This is a genomic window from Caviibacterium pharyngocola, from assembly GCF_002795405.1.
Lineage (GTDB): Bacteria > Pseudomonadota > Gammaproteobacteria > Enterobacterales > Pasteurellaceae > Caviibacterium > Caviibacterium pharyngocola.
In genome coordinates this window covers 1-4201 of record NZ_PHGZ01000012.1, presented here as the reverse complement: position 1 = coordinate 4201, position 4201 = coordinate 1, and the positions used below count along the sequence as shown (strand labels likewise).

General features: G+C 49.5%; 1 protein-coding gene. It reads right to left on the bottom strand.

All coding sequences use genetic code 11. The annotated features are described in order from the left end of the window. Positions 1 to 4201, bottom strand: a 4201-nt coding sequence (locus CVP04_RS05375; protein WP_207761618.1) for a hemagglutinin repeat-containing protein, incomplete at both ends; no start/stop codon positions are given.

Genomic DNA, 4201 nt, shown 5'->3' with positions numbered 1-4201 from the left:
TTAATCTTATCAATATCAAAGGCTTTTACTTTTTGATTTGCGCTTTCCGTCTCTCTTGAAAGTGCGGTCGGTTTTTCGCCTGTTTTGACAGTTAATTCAATGTTATTTCCCACCGCACTTTGTGTTGTGCTAGTCTGGCTTTCGTTTTTATTGCCGAGCGCACTCATTACGGCGGATAAGCCGGACATTACATTTTGCGCCGGATTGGTTGATATGCCTGCGCTGACGCTTTGCACTTTCACATCACTGTGGTTTTCAATGTTTTCTGTGCTAAGGGTGTTTGTGGTAAAGCGGTTGTTTTCTTTTGTCGCCTCACTTTGAATTAGCCCGCCTTTAAGGTGAGTATGATTTTGGACTTGAACATTGAGTCCGCCTTCGCCCACATTAAAGCCCGATTGGGTTTCAACTTGTGCGGAATTCACTTTCGCCTTGTTCATCGCCGCATTTGCGCCACCGCTAAAACCACTGCCGTAGGTAAATGCCACCGTTGCGCCCGTTTGGGTGTGTTTGCTGTCGTAGCGGGTTGTGTCTTGGCGGCTTTCAATGGTTAGGTTGTTGCCGATATCGGCAGTGAGTTTTTCCGCGTTGACTTGCGCGCCTTTCAGTGCGGTATCCCGTTGGCTGGTGAGGCTGACTGCTTTGCCGTTGATTTGGCTGTTGACTTGTTTGATTGTATCGCTATTTTCCTTGCCTTTGCCAACTTGTGCCGAGGCTTCGACACCAAAACCATAGCTGTTGCCGCTTGCCCCTACAAACACACCCGCACTCCAGCCACTGTTTTTACTGTCCGTGCGGTTGTGGTATTCGTTTTGGACGGAAAGGAGGTTAATATCATTGCCGCTGGAAAGTGCGGTGTGATTGGCTTGCAGTTTCGAGCCTTTTACCGTTAAATCCCCTTCCGTGGTGCTAAGTTGCAAATTGCCAGCAGTAAGCTCGCTGCCGCGATGAATCACTTGTTCCGTGCGGCTGTGTTGACTGGATTTGCTGGCTCCAATGCTTAAAGAGAGTTTTACACTAGGGTTTTGCACATCGCCTTGTTGCATTGTATTGTTTGTTAATGCCGAAAGCGTCTCCGCCACTTGTCCGACGGATTGCGCCGCAAGTGCCGCTTCTTGGGCGGCTTTTAGTTGGTAAAGGGAGTTGAGTTTGTCGCTTTTTACTTCATTCGCCCGTTTTAAACTTTGCTGCGCTTTAAGTGCCATATCCGTCACCGGCGAAGAAATCGCAAGGGTTAAACCGGATTGTTTAACCTCACGGCTTTCCGTTGACACAATACGGTCTTTGCCGGCGTCAATGTCAATGCTGTGCCCTTTAATCGTCAAGTTATTCGGCGTAATCACATCCGTGCCGGTAAGCTGCACGCGGTTATTCGCCTCAATCGACACCGAGCCGTTTAAACTCCCCAACGTTGCCCGTGCGTCCGATTGCGTCCAGCCGGCTTGTTGATGCGTTTGTTTGCTTTGTTGCGAACCGATAGTAATACCTAAGCCGCCGCCCGAGAACACACCCGATTTTTTCGTTTCGACCACATAATGTTCACGGCGGGCATTGGTGTCGGCTTTCAAATGGATGTTATCGGCGCTTAAACGCATATCGCCTTGTGCCACCGCTTCAATACCGATGGCTTCCAGCTGATTGCCTGCAATCAAATCGATTTCATTTGCCTCGACTCGGGTGTGTTGCGCCGTATTCGTTGCCTGTTGACTTAAGGTTGTTTTGGTTTTCTTGGTCAAACCGCCGCTTTGGTATTTATGATATTCCTCAAACTCGCTTTCCCGTTTGGCACCGGTGAGGAGCATTTCGTTTTCCGCAAGTGCAATCAGTTTGCCGTGGCTTTCTAATTGAGCGCCTTCGCTGTAAATGGTATTGGCGCGTAGGAATAAGTTATCGCCGCCTTGAATATGGCTGACCGCCACATCTTGCACCCGTTCGTTGCGATAATGGCTGCCTTCGCCCATTTTTTCTTCAAAGCCCACATTAAGTGCGGTCAATTCCAAGCGATTTTTGGCATTAAGGCTTGTTGTGTTACCTTCGTTAATCACATCCGCACCGGCAATTCGTAAGTTTTCGGCGCTTAGTTGCAATAAACCGTTTTCGCCTTTAACGTGCAATAAGCCTTTGCGGTCTAAACGGCTGTCTTGGCGGCGGTAGCCGATGAGGTTGACGTCGGTATCGCGCAAGGTGCTGCGGTGGGTGAGGTTGCCGCCGGCATAAAGACTGAGGGCGTTTTCGGCAATAAATGCACCGCCGTGATTATCAATATCGCCGTTTATTTTGCCTTCGATTTTATCGCCCGTGACCGTGCCGAGGTTGGTGAGGCGATTGCCGGTTAAAGCAACCAGTTCTCTGCCTGCAATCGTGCCTTCGTTTAAAATCTCCGCAGAATTTAACCGCACTTCTCTCCCCGAAATCAAAGTTCCGTCGCCTTTGAGGTCGGTTTTGTTTACCACGGCATAGACTTTCGGCACCAGCACTTGTTGGGTTTCGCCGTTGTTAAGTTTCACCGTTTGGGTTTCCAGCCACACGATATCCGTGGTCAGTTGTGCCACTTGCGCCGGTGTGAGACTGATACCCGGTCTTAAGTTGAATGTGTTGGCGAATGTAATACCCGCATCCATTAAGGCGCGGTATTGGGTTTCAAAATCTTGATAACCCGCTAAAAATTGCCGTCCGGTTAAGCGGTTGATTTGTTCGCGAATCAAGCGTTGTTCATAATAACCGTCACCGAGGCGTTTTAGCGTATTGTCGTGGTTTGAACGCAGGGCGTTATACATATAATCGCTACTCAGCCAGCGTTTTTTATCCGTAAACGCCGGGTCGGTTTCGATTAAAATATGACTGTTCGCCGCGGGATTAATGCGGTATAAACTTTGGGTCGGCAGGCGCGTATCCACACGAATCGAGCGCACTTCCCATTCTGCATTCGAGTCAATAGCAGCACCCGATACTTTGGTCGGGTTTAACGCCGTGGTGTGGATTTTAAGCGGTGAAACCTGTGCGGCATTCACGTTGCCTTTGGTTTGGTTTGCAAAGTCAGTTGAAGTAATGCGTAGAGCGTTCGTTGCCTGTAAACGGATGTCCGTTGCCGTCGAAAAATTCACTCCGCCAAGGTCGCCGGCATTTTGCGCCTGCACGCCTTGGGTAGTAAAATTAGCCAAGTCCTCGCTGTTTACCTCGTTGGTCGGTGTGGTGACTTCATTGAGTTTTTTGCGGTTTAAATAATCGCTAACCGTCGTCGGATTTGTGTCCGCAAGCTCCATTGCCAAGCCCATTTCTTTATGGCTTTCCGTCACGCGCATTAAATCGCCGTGCGAATGACTGCGACGTTGAAAATACCGCTTAAATCCGCCGCGCCATTTGGTATAGGTAAACTGACGATGTCCGAGTTCGATATCTTGGCGAATGGCGTCTTCGTCGTCTTTATTTTCTATTTTACCCGAACCCAGACCATTCACCGCACCGCCCGCAATCACCCAGCTTTTATCGTTCGTAAACTCTCGGCTGTCGTAACGAAGTGCGCCGCCGGCTAATATCTGTCCCGGCAGACTTGCGGTGGTTACGTTTTCTTTCACGATTTCTTTGTCCACATCCAATAACCAAAAATCACTGTACACCTTATCTTGCAACGGTGCGTTGTGCACTTCGATTTTCTCCGTTAAGGTTTTTAGCTTATCGCCGTTTTCTTCCAACCAATCGAACAGCGGCTTCGTCGCCTCAAAGCCCGCATAAATTTGTTTGGCTTTTTCGTAGTCCGCTAATGCGCGCTCATAGGCTCTCACTCGCGCGTTATATTTCCACTTGGATTCCTTCTCGCCTTTCACCGGTTTTTCCGGCTCGACCGGCACCGGCGGTGGAACAAGCATCGCTTGGTCGAGCAAATCCAGCTCCGCATCCGTCGCCTCACCGTTTTCCGGATGCGTTTCTTCCAAATAATTTAAATAAAACGCCATTTCCGGGGTAATCTCCGGCATCTCGCTGCTCGGCGGGGTTAAATTAAAATGCGCCCAAATCGGATTATCCGATTCGTAACGACCCGCTTCCAACGCACGGCAGTTATTACCTTGTTTATCACACACCACTTCGTTCGGCAACGCCAATAACGTCGTCTTATCCAGCTGCGCGGCTTCCGTTATCACCGGCAGTTTGTTCGGGTCGTAACGGTGCGCGTATTTATAGGTGCGGCTAAAGCCGAAACGGGTTA